Source organism: Martelella mediterranea (assembly GCF_004342225.1).
Classification (GTDB): Bacteria; Pseudomonadota; Alphaproteobacteria; order Rhizobiales; family Rhizobiaceae; genus Martelella; species Martelella mediterranea_B.
On sequence record NZ_SMAR01000002.1, the window covers coordinates 1 to 15,471 of the forward strand.

The following is a 15,471-nucleotide window of genomic DNA, read 5'->3' on the forward strand; positions in this document are numbered from 1 at the left end:
CGTATCCGAGAGTATCCGGGCATCACGGCGTGCAAACCGATTACAGACCTCAGCATGAAACCTAAAAAAGTCTTGCGCTATCGGTACAAGATCACATTGCAACGGCCATCGGCGTGCAGGCCATCGAGCATCACAGATGCAAGGTGCGCTTCTACTCGACCGTCGAACTCGTCAATGCGTTGGAACAGGAAAAGGCGCTCGGGAAGGCGGGCAAATTGGCTGAAATGCTGACCAAGATCGACTTGGTCATCCTCGATGAACTCGGCTACCTGCCGTTCAGTTCATCCGGCGGCGCGCTACTCTTCCATCTGTTGAGCAAACTTTACGAGCGCACCAGCGTGATCATCACCACGAACCTCAGCTTCGCCGAATGGGCTCAGGTATTCGGGGACGCCAAGATGACAACCGCACTGCTGGATCGGCTCACACACCGATGCCACATCCTCGAAACCGGCAATGACAGCTATCGATATAAAGCCAGTTCAGAGGCCGCTAAGAAAAAGAGAAAGGAGACGACTGCATTGACCAAAACATAACCGCTGAGACATAACCAAAGGTGGGTCAAACCTCGGTGAAAATACCGGGTCACCTCTCAGCAGAAATCAACACTGACACTGCTCATCTAGCGCATCGTGGTGGCCGGTGGTCGCATATATCATCGCCGAACCGGCCTGGACGGCTCTGACGCGCGTACGCATCGCCAACATACATATACAGATGAAATTCGACACGAGCATGAGTCCCGTGTCGCTTGTTGTTTCAAACAGCGAAGCCAAGGACGGGGCACGTTTTTGAGCTTCAATCGGCCCGCGGTGCAGCGCGGAATGTCAAGGACCACCTTGCCGCTGTCGGTCGTTACCGTCTTGCATGCTTCATGCCCCATTTTGGCCGATCTCGATCGATACCGTATCGCTGCAGGTCAGGAGAGAAAAACGCGAACGGCTTCCGGCTTATCGTTGATAATTGCGAGCTCCACCACCGCTTCAAATACCTTGCCAACGCTCATGAAGCCACACCAATTCAATCTTCAGAATTCCGAGTTGCCCCGTAATGATGCCGATGATTGAGCAGGCTCGGCAGGGAATCCGGAAAAAAGCGATTTTGCAGCGCTCCATAGGTTCTAACAGCAAAAACGAAGTGTTTTTAGCAACAAATAAAATAGGTAAGGCAGTCTGCCAGTCCGCACCAAAGAAGCATCGCCGGACGCTGACGGTAACTCTTCGCTCCAAGTTTATGGTTCTTCCGTCAGAAACCGGAATAGCGAAATTGCTGTGCTCTCGTCCAGCGATGACGCCAGCCGGATGACGTTGCGTCCATGTCTGAAGCTTACACGATAGTTCACTGCCGAGCCAATTCTGGTGCCGAGATTGGCCATGGCAATTGATGCCGACGCGCCGGCTCCACCGGTAAGCGCGGCCGTGATCCCGACCGGACCCGTGCCGCCAATGATCAGTCCCGTGTGGATGCCGCCCGATGCAATTGGCCGGCCTTTCGCGTGGCCGTTATCGACAAACACCTCGTTGATGTCGCTGTAGGCGTATCGCTTCCCATCGCATTCCAGGCCGTCTTCAGTGAGCCGAAACCCGAAGGGCGGGGTCTTGAGCCGGTGAACAGCATATACCAGTGCCGCATTGATCGCCAAGGCGGCAGGAATATAAAGATCGGCCGGAAGAAAGCTGAGTGGGCCGCGATTGATCAGGAATGTAAACAGAAACGACGAGGGCAGAAGCATGACCAGGAAAAGGACGATGAGGCCAGAGAATTTCAAGCCAACGCCTTTTCCGGAAACGATCACCGACCCATCCCGGGCGGCTTCAACTTCAAATCCGAGATCCAGTTTCGCTGTTTGTGAGACTGACATGGGACAATAGACCTCCGTACGCCTGCGTGACAGGCGGTATGCAGCATTCGGCGAGGCCGATGCGGATGTGGGCGCCGAGGCCGCGCGCTTTCTGGCCCACTACGCCAGCCTTCTCGCCGATCCGCGCCGAATGCTGATCTCGTAACGTGACAAAACCCCTCGAACTGTTCGTGTCATCGACAAGATCGTCCTGAATTAGGCCGGCTTTTATGCCGTGACCGCCTTTTTTGGCGACTGCTCATGCACATCCTTCATTCATAAAGAAAGCCTCGAATCTGAGCCGGACGGAGACGCAGTAGCTGCGCAACCCGGAAAATGCCGGGATAGTGCTGTTCATCATAGAGACGCCAATACCAGGCCGCCTTCGGACAATATCCATCACCGGATATTCGGTACGCGTACCATCAATATCACCTGCTTTTTCTTCAACGCAATTCGGCGCGAACGCCAATGTAGCAGGCGGGACAATTCCATTCGTTCCCCTCCGCAACAAAGTGAATCGGTTTCGTGCGCGGATTTGCAAGTGAAGCGGACAAGATCGTTGACAGTCATGGGAACATTTGCCATTCTCTTAAATGGCACTATATTTCATAATAATGGAGCAGCTAAATGAACCGCACCCTTTTCCAACTGTCAGGCATCTCAATTCTGGCGCTCGGACTGGCTGTTGCCAGCCAGGCTCAGGCGCAAACCACGGTCGATGTTGCCATGATCGGCGAACCCGACACATTCGATCCCATGGTTTCGACCAAGGATGTCGTCAGCATTGTCACGCAGCATTTCGTCGAAACGCTTTTCACCTTTGATGAAAACTGGGCAACGGTTCCGCTTCTGGCTGCCGCCATGCCGGATGTCAGCGACGATGGTCTGACCTACGTTATTCCGATCCGCGAAGGGGTCACATTCCATGACGGCTCATCCATGGATGCCGCCGATGTTGTGGGTTCGCTGGAGCGCTGGCTCAAGGTTGCCTCACGCGGCAAGAGTGTTGCGGCCTATGTCGACAGTGTTGAAGCGTCCGGCGACTACGAGGTCACGCTCAGGCTCAACCAGCCCTATGCCCCTCTTCTTTCTTTGCTCGCATTCTCGAATTCAGCGGCGGTGGTCTATCCGGAAGAAATCCTTGATGACCGGATCGAAGATGTCGTTGGAACCGGTCCCTATGAAATCGCTGATTACGTACCGGATCAGTATATCCAGCTCGTTCGTTTCGATGGCTATACCCAGCCGGGCGGTGCGGCCGAGCGTAAGCAAATTCCCGATGAAATCCGTTTCGTGCCCGTTGCCGATCCGAACACGCGTGCCGAGGGCCTGCTGTCCGGACAGTTTGATTTTGCCGATAGCCTTTCGACAGAATCCTATGACAGGCTCGAGGCGAGCGATGTTGCCGAGCCGCTGATGCTCGAACCGTTTGGCTGGCCTGTTTTTGCAATGAACCGCAACAAGGGCATGATGACCGACATCGAAATCCGGCGGGCCGTCCAGGCAGCTTTGCCGTTCGATGACATGCTTTATGCTGCCTTTGGCGACGAGAAATTCTATCAGGTCGATGGCGCGCTTTTCCCCGAAGGGTGGGTCTGGAATAATGACGGCGGTGTCGAGCTCTATAACCAGAACGATATAGAGGCCGCATCGAAACATCTTGAGGAAGCCGGCTATGATGGCACGCCGCTGCGCATCCTGACCTCGCGCCAGTACGAGTTCCATTACCAGATGGCGTTGGTCGCGGAAATGGCGCTTGAGGCCTCCGGTTTCGAGGTGGAGATGGATGTCGTCGACTGGGCAACGCTCGCCGAGCGGCGAAACAACCCGGACCTCTGGGATATTTACATCACGCACTCACCTTTCCTTCCGGAACCCGCACTGATTTCAAGCTTTTCGGCCAAGGCGCTTGAAGGTTGGGATGAACCGGCCAAGAACGAGATTTATACCCGGTTCATCACTGAAACGGACCCGGCAGTGCGTAAGGAAATCTTCAAGGAACTTCAGACTGAGCTTTACGAGGATGTCGGCTTCATCAAGGTCGGCAATTTCAATTCCCTTCAAGGCAAATCCAGAGCGATGGAAGGCGTAGCCCCTTCTCCGTGGCCGCAGTTCTGGAACGCCTCGGTTGCCGAGTAATGATGCGTATCGGCGTAGCCTCATGGCTGCGCCGATGCAGTTTTGATCCACCTCTGTGTCGTCCGGGAGAACCGGACGCCGGGGTTTCGGAACGTTGAATTCTTGTATCGTTCGATACACCAGGGAACTGAACCGAATGACAAATTACCTCATCAGGCGCTTTGTCGGCATGGTCGTTGTGACCTTTCTTGTGCTGACGCTCGCCTTCGTGCTCGTGAGACTTGCACCCGGCGATCCGGCCGCCCTGATGCTCGGTCCGGACGCCACCCCGCAAGATGTCAGGGATCTGCGCGCCAGCCTCGGCCTTGATCAGCCTATTTTCATACAATACGTAACCTTTGTAGCGAATGCTGCACAGGGAGATCTTGGGCGGTCGCTGTTCTTTGATAATTCTGTCACCTCCGTTCTGGCGGCGCGGGCGGAGCCCACCGTCTTCCTGTCGCTGTTTTCATTGATTTTCGCCCTGCTCATTGCCACACCTATCGGCATTTACGCTGCTTATCGTCGCGGATCGGTGCTTGACCAGTCTGCCGTAACCACGGCAATGCTGGCCGCGTCGGTTCCAAGCTTTCTCACCGGGCTGATCTTTCAACGTTACCTGGCTACCGAGCTTGGCTGGTTTCCGGCATCCGGTTATGGTGGCCCCGATGCCGATTTTCTTGACCGGATGTGGCATCTTGTCTTGCCTTCTATCACGCTCGGCATTGTCAACTCCGCTCTTATCCTGCGCTTCACGCGCGCTTCTATGCTGGACATTCTGAGTGAGGACTATGTACGCACCGCCCGTGCCAAAGGCATGAGCGAGCGGCGGGTCATATTGCGTCACGCGCTGAAAAACGCCGGGATTCCGATCATCACGGTTGTGGGGCTGACCTTCGCGTTGCTTGTGGCTGGTGCTGTCGTCACAGAGCGGGTGTTCAACTTGCCGGGTCTTGGCAGTCTGGTGGTCAATGCTGTGTTGCGCCGCGACTATCCCGTCATCCAGGGCACCTTGATCGTCGTCGCCATTGTCTATGTGTTCGTAAACCTTGTGACCGACCTTCTTTATCTGGTCGTCGACAAACGGGTGAGGTACTGACCCATGACAGACACGACGCTTTCTTCCGAAAAACAGGAAACGGTCAAGCCCGAGGGGGGCAAGGAACCCGGCTTCTTCCAGGTCCTGATGACCCGGCGCTCTGTGCAGGTCTCAATCTTTATCTTTCTGGCGATTACCCTGCTCTGTCTGTTCGCCCCGTTGGTGGCGCCCGTCAACCCCGATGCCATGTCGGTGCGCATGCGCCTGCAGGGTCCCGGCACCGAGTTCTGGTTCGGTTCCGACGCCTTTGGCCGTGATGTGTTCTCACGCCTTCTTTATGCGGGGCGGTCATCGCTCACCATCGGGCTTTCGGTTGCAATACTTTCGGCGCTGCTCGGCGTCGCCATCGGCCTGACGGCTGGGTTCTTCAGTCGGCTCGACTGGCCGTTCTCGCGCCTGATCGATGCGATGATGGCATTTCCGGATATCCTTCTTGCGCTTTCGCTCGTGGCGATCTTCGGCGGCACGCTCACCAATGTGGTGATTGCCCTTTCGATTGTATATGCGCCCCGCGTCGCCCGCATCGTGCGTGCCTCGACCATGGTTGTGCGTGAAATGCCCTATGTTGAAGCAGCGCGGGCTCTGGGGACACGAACATGGCGCATTATGATCACACATGCACTGCGCAACATCGTATCACCGATCCTGGTGCAGGCGACCTTTATCTTTGCCTACGCCATGCTGGCCGAAGCCGGCCTTTCCTTTCTCGGCATCGGTGTCGATCCCGAAACACCCACATGGGGGATCATGGTCAATGAAGGCCGCCAGTATCTCGACACGGCAATTTACCTCATCCTGTTTCCGGGTATAGCGATTTCGCTTTCCGTGCTGACATTGCAGATCGTTGGCGACGGCCTGCGAGATGCGCTTGACCCACATCTTTCCAAGGAAGCCTGAATGTCTCTCACTCTTGTCAATTTTCGCATCGTCGGCCTCGATGATGCGCCTGATAAAATCCATGTCGGCGATGATGGCCTGATCATCGAAACCGGTGCACCGAACGCCCGTGAAATCGATTGCAAGGGCGCCTGGCTGTCGCCGGGATGGTGTGACCTGCATGTCCATGTCTGGCATGGCGGCACGGATATCTCGGTTCGCGCCTCGCAGGCTGGCCGGCCAACCGGTGTGACCGCGATGGCTGATGCCGGATCGGCCGGGGAGGCAAGTTTCCATGGACTGCGCGAATATGTGATCGAGCGGCAGTCCGAAACCGTCCGGGCGTTTCTCAATATCGGTTCCATCGGTCTCGTTGCTTGCAATCGTGTGCCCGAACTCGCCGACTGGCGTTCGATCGATATCGACAAGACCCTCGCCGTGGTCGAGGCGAACCGCGATGTAATCTGTGGCATCAAGGTGCGCGCGTCGGGCGTGATTGTCGGCTCATGGGGGATCACTCCGGCAAAGATCGCGAAACGTGTCGCCGAAATCACCAATCTGCCACTGATGGTACATGTCGGCGAGCCGCCGCCGCTGATCGACGAGGTTTTCGAACTGCTGACGCCGGGTGATATCGTAACGCACTGTTTCAACGGCAAGGCGGCCGGTTCGATCCGCGATACCGAAGCATTGTTCAAAATGGCGCAGGACATGGCCGCAAGGGGTATCCTGATGGATATCGGCCACGGCTCCGCCTCGTTCAACTTCGAAACCGCGCGAGCATCTATGGCCGATGGTCTCAGACCGTTTTCGATTTCGACCGATCTTCATCTCCACAGCCTTGAAGATCCGGTGCGCGATCTCGCGACCACAATGTCCAAACTCTACGGTGTTGGCTTGCCGTTTGAAGATTGTATCAACGCAGTCTGTGCAGGCCCTCGTGACGTAATGGGGCTCAGCGGGCGTAGCGGACTTGCAGCAGGCAGCCGCGCCGACTTCACGGTCTTTGAGTTTTCCGAGGCATCGCTGCCGGTCATCGACAGTCAGGGCAATGCGATGACGCTGGAGCGGTTGTTCGAACCACGCATGACAGTGATCGGCGATGACGTCCAGCCGGCTGCGCGGAGGGCCGCATGAAAGAAGACACCATTCTGGATGTTCGCGGGTTGAGTGTTCGGTTTCGCGGTCAGGGCCGCGAAGTGGCGGCCCTGCGTGACGTCAGTTTCAGTATCGGCCGTGGACGAACGCTGGCTTTGGTCGGCGAAAGCGGGTCGGGCAAGTCCGTGACCTCACTGGCGCTGATGGGGCTTTTGCCTCCCAACGGGAAGATTGCCGCCGGAACCATCGGTTACCGCCAACGCGATGGCCGTATTCTGGAAGTTACGAAACTCACCGCAGCCGAAAAGCGGCGGCTGCGCGGCGTACAGATGTCTATGATTTTTCAGGAGCCGATGTCGTCGCTCAATCCGCTTTTCACCATCGGTGACCAGATTGGCGAGATGCTGTTTCTGCATGAAAAAATGGAAGGCGCGGCGCGGCGCAAGCGCACCATTGAAATGCTGGAACTGGTCGAAATTCCCGAAGCCGGAAAACGGATGGACAGCTATCCGCACGAATTGTCGGGCGGTATGCGCCAACGTGTGATGATCGCCATGGCGATGATCTGCAAGCCTTCGCTTCTGATTGCCGATGAGCCGACCACAGCCCTCGACGTTACCATTCAGGCACAGATCCTCGACCTGATGCGGCAATTGCAGAAGGATCTCGGCATGTCGATCCTGTTTATCACCCACGACATGGGTGTGGTGGCAGAAATGGCGGATGATGTTGCGGTGATGTATGCGGGCGGTGTGGTTGAGCAGGCGAGTGTGGATGCGCTCTTCAAGGATACCCGCCATCCCTATACGCAGGGGCTTCTCAACTCGATACCGGGCCCGTGGCGCAAGCGCGGTGAGCGGCTGATCCCGATACCGGGTTCAGTGCCGCCGCTCACCGATCTGCCGGACGGATGTGCGTTCGCGCCTCGTTGCAGCCATGCCCAGCAGCGCTGTCGCGAGCCCGTGACGCTTGATCGAAAGGCCTCTGATCACTTTGCAGCCTGCATTCTCGAAAGTGTTGGGGTGTCATGACCGAGCCTTTGATCAGCATTCGCAACATGACCAAAACGTTTGGGCCGGCCAACAACCCGGTCTATGCCGTCAATGATGTCAGCTTTGACATTCCCAGGGGATCGATCACGGGTCTTGTGGGCGAAAGTGGTTCGGGTAAATCTACACTGGGCCGCAGCCTTCTCAGACTGATCGAACCGACATCCGGAAGCACGATTTTCGACGGCTGCGATCTCAACAGTCTCCGGCCGGGGGATCTACGGGCCATGCGCCGCCGGATGCAGATGGTTTTTCAGGACCCGGCGTCCTCGCTTAATCCCCGTCTCTCTGTCGAGGCGATCATCGCCGAAGGTCTTGTCGCCCACGGTGTTGGCACGCGCCGCACCCGCCGTGACGTCGTGGCGTCATTGCTGGAAGAGGTCGGTCTCAGCGCGGATCACATGCGGCGTTATCCGCATGAGTTCAGCGGCGGCCAGAGACAGCGGATCGGTATTGCCCGTGCACTTGCACTGGAGCCTGAGTTCATCGTCGCCGACGAGAGCGTATCCGCCCTTGATGTGTCGATCCAGGCGCAGGTACTCAATCTGCTCCTCGATCTTCAGGCGCGGCGCAACCTGACGATGCTGTTCATCGCGCACGACCTCTCGGTGGTCGACTATCTCTGCGACCAGGTCGCCGTCATGTATCTGGGGCGCGTGATGGAAGTTGGCCCCGCAGCCGATATCCATGAGCGTCCAAAACACCCGTACACACTTGCGCTGAATTCGGCCATTCCCATCCCGCGGCCAGGCCTTGCGCGCAGCCGGGAGGTTCTCAAGGGCGACATCCCGAGCCCGATGGCACCCCCCTCCGGGTGTGTTTTTCGCACCCGCTGTGCACATGCACGCGAAATCTGCGCTTCCGGTATACCATCACCGGTGCAGGTTTCTTCGGGACATTACAGTCACTGCAAAAGAATAGAGGCAATTGGTGAAAATAGATAATTTGCGAGAGTCCCCCGAGGCGAAACTTGTTCAATCCGGCCTCGCGCTCCCGCCGGGACCGCCCCGGCCCGTCGGATCGTTTTGCAACGTTCGCCAGTCCGGAAACCTGCTCTTTGTCTCCGGGCAAGGTCCTGTTCTTGCCGACGGAACACTGCTGACCGGCAAGGTCGGCGATACGGTTTCCGCAGAGGAGGCACGAAAGCATGCCGAAGTCGTCGCGATCAACATCCTTACCGCCCTGCGTGAGTTCTGTGGTGGATCGCTGGATCAGGTTCGTGGCGTGGTGAAGCTTCTGGGCCTGGTGAATGCGACACCGGAATTCACGCGCCACCCTTATGTTATCGACGGAGCATCCAACCTTCTGGCCCCGATTTTCGGGCAGAGCGGTGTGCACTCGCGCTCAGCCTTTGGGGTCGGTTCTCTACCGAACCAGATAACCGTCGAAATCGAGGCTATTTTCGAGCTTGTTACGCATGACGATCATGCGGGAGCAACGACGGACGCCCTATGACCCACTGCCCGCTCGACAAGTTTCGCGGCCTCGCGAACCTGCACAGATATACTGTCGCACTTCTCCTCAAGCCGATGGCGCGGCATCACCACGGACATGGTGAGTTGGCAGGCGCCATCGGCATCCCGCACAGGGGCGGCGATGCAGACCACACCTTCCTCGGAGCTGCCGGCCTGAACCGAAAGCCCGTCAAGGAAGTCGGCCCGGCTGCGCTGAGCAAGAATTTCGGGGTCGATCTCGGCCAGTCCGGTATTGGAAGGACGGGCGCATTCGGCAAAGGCGAGCTTTCGCTCCTCCGCGTTGAGGTGCCCAAGAAGAAGAAGGCCAGAGGCTGTCCAGTTGAGCGGAACACGGGTGCCGACGTCGGAAGTCACCCGGAACTGACCTTCGCCTTCAGCCATGCCGATGACAACCATCATGCCACCATCGCGGGCGCAAACCTGAACCATTTCTCCGGTTCGTCGACTGAGCGAAAGCATTTCCTTCTCTGCCTCGACATACATGTTCATGCGCGACCGGTAGGCGAGGCCATAATGCATAAGTCGTGGCCCAAACCAGACAAGACTTTCGGAGGTTCGGCTCAGCATGTCACGTTCAACAAGCTCGTCGATAAGTCGGTAGATCGTCGAAATCGGAGCCGCTGCATATTTGGCAAGTTCATAGGCCGTCATCGGCCGCCGGTATTCCAGCAGGATATCCATGATCTGCAGCGTCCTGTCGATGCCGCTGGTACGTGAGCGAGGCGCTTTGCCGGTGTTTTGCATTCGGGTTTCGACCTTCAATAATTGAAGGTAATCTATTTCATAATTATGGAGCATTTTCAATGATCAATGACATAACGCACACAAGTGTAGAACCCGACTGGAGCTGGCATGACGCCAATGGCTTCAAACGTGTCATCAACGTCGCCGGAACGATGACAGGACTGGGCGCATCAGTGGCATCTGTACCGGAAGTCGCCCGCGAAACAGCAGCAGCCACGGAACGGTTCGTTGACATGCACGCGCTACAGACGCTCGCCAGCGACACAATAGCGGAACTCACCGGCGCCGAGGCGGGATGCATGACTGCTTCGGCCGGTGCCGCGATATCGCTCGCCGTGGCAGGCTGCATCACCGGTCTCGATCCGGCCCACGCAGAAGCCTTGCCGCGCAACCCCGGTCCGAAGGCAGGCATTGCCGTTCAGATGGGGCATCTTTGCGAATACGGCTCATCGATCAAGACAGGTATCGAGCTTGCCGGGGCGAATGTTCGTGTGGCGGGAACAGCAACCCTCTGCAAGGATTTTCAACTTTCGGCAGTTCTGGACGATGAAACGGCGGCGGCGCTTTATGTCGTTTCACACCATGTCGTGCATTACGGCCAGATCCCGTTCGAGCGCTTCGTCAGGCTGGCGCACGAAAAAGGTGTGCCGGTCATCGTTGACGCGGCTTCGGAATATGATCTGCGCAGCTTTCTCGAAAAGGGCGCAGATCTGGTCATCTATTCCGGTCATAAATTCCTTGGCGGCCCCACTTCCGGTATCATCGCAGGCCGGCGCGACCTGGTGCGCGCGTGTTACCTGCAAAACATCGGTATCGGCCGTGGCATGAAGATCGGCAAGGAGAGCATCATGGGGGCAATCGCTGCGATGCGGGCCTGGATGAAGCGGGACCATGCGGCCATTCGTGCGCAGGAAAATGCCGCGCTTGAGCTGTGGCTCGACGCGCTGCGCGGTATCCCGGGTATCAGCGCCTACCGCGTTCCGGACCCGACCGGCAATCCGCTGGAGCGTCTGCAAATCGACGTGGATGCTGAAAAACTGGGTGCGGGCGCCCCCGTTGTCGTAGCCGCTTTCGGCCAGCGAGACCCGGCTATCATTGTGCGCGGACATGAGGCCGAACTCGGTTATTTCCAGCTTGATCCCTGTAATCTTCTTCCTGGCCAGGCTCCGGTCGTTGCAAATGCCCTCAGAGAGGAAATGATGCGTGGCTCCTGGAGAAATATAGACGCAGAAGAGGCTCTCGCATCAAGCCGAAACGGTGGAACCGACGGTTATCTGCACTGGCTTTCGTGAAATTCCGGAAGAAGTGGACACCGGGTCGTCGCCCGGAATTGCATCAGAACAAAGAGACAGGCCGGGAGCGGAGCATTCCCGGTGGCTTCGTGCAAGTCGAATGCAAATTGATTGCGGCCTTCCGGTTTCGACCAGAGCCGCCTAATCCAACTTTACCATCATCGGGCCGACGAGTATCAGCGCTATCAAGTCGGCCTGTCGATTCGTGCCGGTTTTCTGAAACAGATTGCGCATGTGGAACGCAATGGTGGTTTGTGACACACCGAGTTCCTCCGCAACATCAACGTTGCGGGCACCGTTGGCCAGAGCCCCGGCAATTCTTGCTTCGGCCGGCGTCAACCCGAACAGGTCCATCCACAATGTTTCCGGCGCACGGCCGCGACGTTCCGGGTCGGCGAGGAACAATCCCGGGGCCGGCGCGCCGGGCCGATCGATCTGCCGCGCTGGCAGCGCGCAGGCCAGCGCCGATATGGTGCCCGCGGCCATCACCCGATGCAGCATGATGCCGACCACCTTATCTTCACCAGCCTTCGCCGCCGCAAGCGTCTCGGAAAGGCAGCGTCGAAACGACCGCCCCGAAACCGGTCCCAAAGCGATCACCCCCTCGGCCTGGATTACGACGTCGAAGTTAACATGGCGGGTCAATCTGATCTTATTAAAGTAGGAGGAACCGCCAACCTCGCCGGTACTGTGGTTGTCGATACGATGGATGGCTACAAAATCAACTATGATTATACCATACTGACCGCCGAAGGCGGATTTAATGGAACACAGTTCACGGATAACACTCCCGCCTGGAATAATGTGAATAACTATGCCTTTGTGCGCCCGGTTATCTCTTATGATCCGACGACAGTGTTTTTAACGGTACAGCGCAACGATGTGGCCTTTGCATCGGTAGCCGAAACCCCGAATCAGGTGGCGGTTGCCAATGCTCTTGAAACGATGGGCGGTTCGCAATCCGAACTTTATGAAGACGTCGTTTTACGACTGACGGCGCAGGAGGCGCCAACCGTTTACAATGCGCTGTCGGGGGACATTTACGCGTCGGCACAAACGGTCATGATCAATCAGACACAACATGTCCGTGATGCCGTTACAGGTCGCCTGCAGCAGGCCTTTGGCGGAAAACCGACAACACCGGTCAAGGCGATGGGCTATGCGCCATCCGACGATGATGCTCAGATGAATGGGTACTATGCGGAACCGGAAAGCACCTATGGCGCCTGGGGATATGCCTATGGCAGCTGGAGCGAACTGAAAGGCAACAGCAACACAGGCAAAATCAAGTCCGATACAGGTGGCTTTATTGCCGGTTTTGACGGTGCTTTGAGCGAAAACTGGCGGGTCGGCGCTCTGGCGGGCTATGGCTACACTTCGTTCGACAACGATCAGAACGCCTCGGGCAACGCCAACGCCTATACGCTCGGCGCCTATGCAGGCGGTCAGTGGGATATTTCGGACAGCACCGGCTGGGCGCTGCGCTCTGGCCTTGCCTACACCTGGAATACCCCTGAAGTCGACCGAACCGTCAGTTTTGGCAGTTTCTACGATCAATTGAACGGCAGTTACGACGCCAATACGTTCCAGGCCTTCGGCGAGGTTGCTTTCCAGTATCAGCCTGCGGATCAGATGCAGCTTGAGCCTTATGCCAACCTCTCCTACGTTAACCTCAACAACAGTAGCTTTAACGAAAGCGGAGCATCGGCAGCTGCACTCGGCGTTCATTCGGATACGATGAATACGTATTTCAGCACCTTGGGTATGCGTGCCTCGACAGGTTTTGACATCGGAACGACCAAGGCAGAAGCCTATCTCGATGCAGGTTGGCGTCATGCCTATGGCGACATTGATCCGACATCAACGGCCGCACTGACAGGTTCGTCACCGTTTACCGTAAGCGGCGTTCCGGTGGCCAGGGACACGGCAGTCATCGGTGTCGGAATGGATTTCAATGTCAACGAAATGACCTCGATCGGACTTGGATATGAAGGGCAATTCGGTGACAGCTATACGCAAAACAGTGTAACGGCTCGGTTGGATATCCGGTTCTGATCAAGCTGAACACCTGGAAATTGGTGTAGAAAACACGGCCCGGCATTGTCCGGGCCGTACTTTTTGCGCCCATCAGGACCGATTTCGACACCACACAAAATCGGTAAATTCGAACTACATAGTGAAATGGTTCGGTTTGTTTGGACAAATCTTTCCGGTTTGCGTTGCTTGCGGGCCGCGCGTTTACGTGCCGCAGAAGGTTCGGTACGCCGTCTCGGGCACCGGCGGAAGGCCGGCATAATCGGCGAACGCCGCCCGATCCTCGAAGGGCGCGGCCAGTGCTTCGTTCAGGCGTTCGAAGGGCGCCAGGTCGCCGGCCATCGCGGCGGCAAGCGCTTCCTCGACGAGGTGATTTCGCGGAATGATCGCCGGGTTCACCGCATCCATCGCAATGCGCCGTTCACTCGGTTCTCCCGGTTCGTCCGCGAGGCGCTGACGCCAGCGCGCCGCCCAGCCGTCATAGGCGGCTGGATCGGCAAAGAGTCCGCGCAGCGACCCGTCAACCTGTTCGCTTTCCGCCGCTTTACCGAGATTGCGAAAGGTCAGGGTGAAGTCCGCATTCTGCTGTGCCATGTGCCCAAGAAGGTCCTCGATCAACGCGGCGTCTTCCGTCTGCGGTGTCTGCAAACCGATCTTCGCGCGAAAGCCGTCGACATAAGCGTTGTTGAACGCGTCCGCAAAGCCGGAGAGGACGTCCTGCGCGGCTTCAACGGCTTTGTTTTCGTCTCGATCGAGATGAGGAAGCAGACATTCTGCCAGACGCGCGAGGTTCCAGTGCGCGATGCTGGGCTGGTTAGCGTAGGCGTAACGCCCGTTCCGGTCGATCGAAGAGAAGACGGTCGCGGGATCGTAAGCGTCGAGGAAGGCACACGGGCCGTAGTCGATCGTTTCCCCGGCGATCGACATATTGTCGGTGTTCATGACGCCGTGCACGAAGCCGATCTGCATCCAGCGTGCGACGAGTTCGGCCTGACGGGTGCAGACGCCCTGGAGAAGAGCGCGGTAGGGATTGGAAGCGCCCGCTGCCTCGGGGTAATGCCTGTCGATCACATGGTCGGCGAGTTGGCGCACCGCGGCGGCGTCGCCCCGTGCCGCGAAGAACTGGAACGTGCCGACGCGTATATGGCTTGAGGCGACACGCGTGAGGACCGCGCCCGGCAGGGCCGTTTCCCGGTAGACGGGCTCTCCCGTCGCGACCGCGGCCAGCGCCCGCGTGGTTGGGATGCCGAGCGCGGCCATGGCCTCGCTGACGAGATACTCGCGCAGGACCGGGCCGAGCGCTGCCCGTCCGTCGCCGTTGCGCGAGAAGATTGTGGGGCCAGCCCCCTTCAGTTGAAGGTCGCTACGCCGACCCTGTCGGTCGACGACCTCGCCGAGGAGGATGGCGCGCCCGTCGCCGAGTTGCGGCACGAAGTTTCCGAATTGATGTCCGGCGTAAGCGGCCGCGATCGGCTCGGCTCCCGTTGGGAGCCGATTGCCGGCGAAGATTTCAACCCCTTCAGCATTGTCCAACGCATCCGCGTCGAGCCCGAGTTCCTTGGCGAGCCGTCGGTTCAGCTTCAGGAGATGCGGCGCGGCGACGGGCGTCGGCGCGGTAGGCCGGTGGAAGGCGGCGCCGAGCCGCGCGTAGCTGTTGTCGAAGTGTAAATGTATCGTCATCTTTCCGCATCGCTTCCGTCGTACCGCTCGGCCGCTGGCTCTCGACCATTCTGCACTAAGGTGGCGCTGTCGATGCCGGATTTCCAGAGCAATGCCTGACAGACCATCAACGGATAAACGCCGATACAGGCTAAGCGGCCAACCCCATGCGGACGATCACGAC

Annotated in this window: 13 protein-coding genes and 1 pseudogene; 10 read left to right on the top strand and 4 right to left on the bottom strand. The window is 57.9% G+C overall.

The features are described from left to right. Nucleotides 1-92: 92 nt before the first annotated feature. A pseudogene (locus EDC90_RS01440) lies at nt 93-536 on the top strand (ATP-binding protein); the annotation flags it as partial. Nucleotides 537-1,231: 695 nt separating this feature from the next. Here EDC90_RS01440 and EDC90_RS01445 read toward each other — a convergent pair. Continuing rightward, nucleotides 1,232-1,861, bottom strand: coding sequence for a hypothetical protein (locus EDC90_RS01445; RefSeq protein ID WP_132307811.1), 630 nt, complete (start codon nt 1,859-1,861; stop codon nt 1,232-1,234). Nucleotides 1,862-2,470: 609 nt separating this feature from the next. Between EDC90_RS01445 and EDC90_RS01450 the strand changes: the two genes are divergently transcribed. From EDC90_RS01450 to EDC90_RS01480, 7 genes are all read left to right on the top strand, one after another. Further along, complete coding sequence (locus tag EDC90_RS01450) at nt 2,471-3,982, top strand: ABC transporter substrate-binding protein (protein ID WP_132307813.1); 1,512 nt, start codon at nt 2,471-2,473, stop codon at nt 3,980-3,982. A gap of 136 nt (nt 3,983-4,118) precedes the next feature. Further along, on the top strand, nt 4,119-5,060 hold the full coding sequence (locus EDC90_RS01455; protein ID WP_132307815.1) for an ABC transporter permease: 942 nt from the start codon (nt 4,119-4,121) through the stop codon (nt 5,058-5,060). 3 nt (nt 5,061-5,063) lie between these two features. Continuing rightward, on the top strand, nt 5,064-5,957 hold the full coding sequence (locus EDC90_RS01460) for an ABC transporter permease (protein ID WP_132307817.1): 894 nt from the start codon (nt 5,064-5,066) through the stop codon (nt 5,955-5,957). Continuing rightward, on the top strand, nt 5,958-7,073 hold the full coding sequence (locus EDC90_RS01465; RefSeq protein WP_132307819.1) for an amidohydrolase family protein: 1,116 nt from the start codon (nt 5,958-5,960) through the stop codon (nt 7,071-7,073). After that, nucleotides 7,070-8,065, top strand: a complete 996-nt coding sequence (locus tag EDC90_RS01470; RefSeq protein ID WP_132307821.1) for an ABC transporter ATP-binding protein — start codon at nt 7,070-7,072, stop codon at nt 8,063-8,065. The genes EDC90_RS01465 and EDC90_RS01470 overlap by 4 nt, the downstream gene beginning before the upstream one ends. Further along, nucleotides 8,062-9,027 (top strand): ABC transporter ATP-binding protein, encoded by a 966-nt coding sequence (locus EDC90_RS01475; RefSeq protein WP_132307823.1) that lies wholly within the window; start codon nt 8,062-8,064, stop codon nt 9,025-9,027. Before EDC90_RS01470 ends, EDC90_RS01475 begins: the two co-directional genes overlap by 4 nt. Continuing rightward, complete coding sequence (locus EDC90_RS01480) at nt 9,014-9,538, top strand: RidA family protein (protein WP_245510889.1); 525 nt, start codon at nt 9,014-9,016, stop codon at nt 9,536-9,538. Before EDC90_RS01475 ends, EDC90_RS01480 begins: the two co-directional genes overlap by 14 nt. Here the strand turns inward: EDC90_RS01480 and EDC90_RS01485 are convergent. Next, nucleotides 9,508-10,302 carry an IclR family transcriptional regulator gene (locus tag EDC90_RS01485; protein ID WP_132307825.1) on the bottom strand — a complete coding sequence of 265 codons (795 nt, stop codon included), beginning with the start codon at nt 10,300-10,302 and terminating at the stop codon, nt 9,508-9,510. The two genes, EDC90_RS01480 and EDC90_RS01485, sit on opposite strands and share 31 nt — an antisense overlap. A gap of 59 nt (nt 10,303-10,361) precedes the next feature. On the opposite strand from EDC90_RS01485, the gene EDC90_RS01490 reads away from it, so the two are divergent. Beyond that, a complete protein-coding gene (locus EDC90_RS01490; RefSeq protein WP_132307827.1) occupies nt 10,362-11,594 on the top strand; it encodes an aminotransferase class V-fold PLP-dependent enzyme in 1,233 nt (410 codons plus the stop codon). Nucleotides 11,595-11,735: 141 nt separating this feature from the next. Here EDC90_RS01490 and EDC90_RS01495 read toward each other — a convergent pair whose 3' ends face one another. Beyond that, the gene (locus tag EDC90_RS01495; RefSeq protein ID WP_165972703.1) at nt 11,736-12,239 is read right to left on the bottom strand and encodes a helix-turn-helix transcriptional regulator; all 504 of its coding nucleotides are present in this window, start codon (nt 12,237-12,239) and stop codon (nt 11,736-11,738) included. Here EDC90_RS01495 and EDC90_RS01500 point away from each other — a divergent pair. Further along, nucleotides 12,228-13,649 (top strand): autotransporter outer membrane beta-barrel domain-containing protein, encoded by a 1,422-nt coding sequence (locus EDC90_RS01500; protein WP_165972704.1) that lies wholly within the window; start codon nt 12,228-12,230, stop codon nt 13,647-13,649. The genes EDC90_RS01495 and EDC90_RS01500 overlap by 12 nt on opposite strands. Before the next feature lie 183 nt (nt 13,650-13,832). On the opposite strand, the gene EDC90_RS01505 is transcribed toward EDC90_RS01500, so the two are convergent. Then, nucleotides 13,833-15,308 carry a protein adenylyltransferase SelO gene (locus tag EDC90_RS01505; protein WP_132307833.1) on the bottom strand — a complete coding sequence of 492 codons (1,476 nt, stop codon included), beginning with the start codon at nt 15,306-15,308 and terminating at the stop codon, nt 13,833-13,835. Nucleotides 15,309-15,471: the final 163 nt, after the last annotated feature.

What these genes read in the sequence shown, in the direction of transcription:
- EDC90_RS01445 (WP_132307811.1), bottom strand. Translation starts at nt 1,861, where the DNA reads ATGTCAGTCTCACAAACAGCGAAACTGGATCTCGGATTTGAAGTTGAA.
- EDC90_RS01450 (WP_132307813.1), top strand. Translation starts at nt 2,471, where the DNA reads ATGAACCGCACCCTTTTCCAACTGTCAGGCATCTCAATTCTGGCGCTC.
- EDC90_RS01455 (WP_132307815.1), top strand. Translation starts at nt 4,119, where the DNA reads ATGACAAATTACCTCATCAGGCGCTTTGTCGGCATGGTCGTTGTGACC.
- EDC90_RS01460 (WP_132307817.1), top strand. Translation starts at nt 5,064, where the DNA reads ATGACAGACACGACGCTTTCTTCCGAAAAACAGGAAACGGTCAAGCCC.
- EDC90_RS01465 (WP_132307819.1), top strand. Translation starts at nt 5,958, where the DNA reads ATGTCTCTCACTCTTGTCAATTTTCGCATCGTCGGCCTCGATGATGCG.
- EDC90_RS01470 (WP_132307821.1), top strand. Translation starts at nt 7,070, where the DNA reads ATGAAAGAAGACACCATTCTGGATGTTCGCGGGTTGAGTGTTCGGTTT.
- EDC90_RS01475 (WP_132307823.1), top strand. Translation starts at nt 8,062, where the DNA reads ATGACCGAGCCTTTGATCAGCATTCGCAACATGACCAAAACGTTTGGG.
- EDC90_RS01485 (WP_132307825.1), bottom strand. Translation starts at nt 10,302, where the DNA reads ATGCAAAACACCGGCAAAGCGCCTCGCTCACGTACCAGCGGCATCGAC.
- EDC90_RS01490 (WP_132307827.1), top strand. Translation starts at nt 10,362, where the DNA reads ATGATCAATGACATAACGCACACAAGTGTAGAACCCGACTGGAGCTGG.
- EDC90_RS01500 (WP_165972704.1), top strand. Translation starts at nt 12,228, where the DNA reads ATGGCGGGTCAATCTGATCTTATTAAAGTAGGAGGAACCGCCAACCTC.
- EDC90_RS01505 (WP_132307833.1), bottom strand. Translation starts at nt 15,308, where the DNA reads ATGACGATACATTTACACTTCGACAACAGCTACGCGCGGCTCGGCGCC.